The 1203-nt window shown below is 34.8% G+C and carries 1 protein-coding gene and 1 pseudogene; both read left to right on the top strand.

The annotated features are described in order from the left end of the window. A pseudogene (locus EKL98_RS16495) lies at positions 1-402 on the top strand (glycosyltransferase family 2 protein); the annotation flags it as partial. Positions 403-516: 114 nt separating this feature from the next. Next, positions 517-1203: MlaE family ABC transporter permease (locus EKL98_RS16490; protein ID WP_148104452.1), on the top strand; the 687-nt coding region annotated here is incomplete at its 3' end.

Genomic DNA, 1203 nt, shown 5'->3' with positions numbered 1-1203 from the left:
TTGAAAGCCTATATAAAAGAAACTTTTAAACAAATAGGTGGATTAAAACCCGCAATGGGTTGGGACACCGTAGACGAATTACTTTGCAAATTCTACAATTGGAAAGTCGTCACCGACAAAAGTCTGCACGTAAAACACCTAAAACCAACTGGGGCAAATTACAACAAAACGGCCCGATACAAACAAGGCGAAGCCTTTTACAGCTTGGGTTACGGTTTTTGGATTACTGCAATTGCTTCGGCGAAATTGGCAATGATGAAGAAAAAACCATTGCTATTTATTGATTATATCCAAGGTTTTTGGAAAGCTAAATCGGCAAAAAAACCAATGTTAGTCAATCCCGAACAAGCAAAATTTATCCGAAAATATCGTTTGCAGAAAATGAAGGAGAAATTGTTTTAATATTTCGTCCTTTCGAAATTAAAAACAAAATCTGAAATTCCAACAAAATACAGTATTTTTGCGTAGATATATTCCTGATCGAATACCGCTACTAGTAAACTGAAAACTCAACAAATGATGCTCCTCCGTTATTTATCCCAAATTGGAAAATATTTCTTAATGTGGAAAGAAATTTTCAGAAAACAGACGAAATGGTCTGTGATGAAAAACCTAATCTTCAAAGAAATTGATGAATTAATTATAGACTCATTGGGCATTGTAGCTTTTATCTCCGTATTTGTCGGAGGTGTTGTGGCAATACAAACGGCATTAAATTTAGACAACCCTTTGATTCCAAAAAATCTAATTGGTTATGCCACCCGAGAATCTGTAATTTTAGAATTTTCACCAACATTCATCTCGATTGTTATGGCTGGAAAAATGGGTTCTTTTATCACATCAAGTATTGGTTCTATGAGAGTTACAGAGCAAATAGACGCCTTAGAAGTTATGGGAATAAACTCCTTAAACTACCTTGTTTTTCCAAAATTAATTGCCATAATACTTTATCCATTTGTGATAGGAATCAGTATGTTTTTAGGAGTTTTTGGAGGTTATATCGCCACAGTTTATGGAGGATTCGGAACGAGTATAGATTTTATAAATGGTGTTCAAAGTGATTTTATGCCCTTTCACGTAACCTACGCTTTTATTAAAACTTTTATTTTCGGAATACTTTTGGCATCTGTACCTTCATTTCATGGTTATTATATGAAAGGCGGTGCTCTTGAAGTAGGGAAAGCGAGCACCGTCGCATTTGTT

The organism is Flavobacterium bomense (assembly GCF_003970355.1).
The sequence above is the reverse complement of the archived record's forward strand: the minus strand, read 5'-3'. Positions and strand labels throughout refer to the sequence as shown.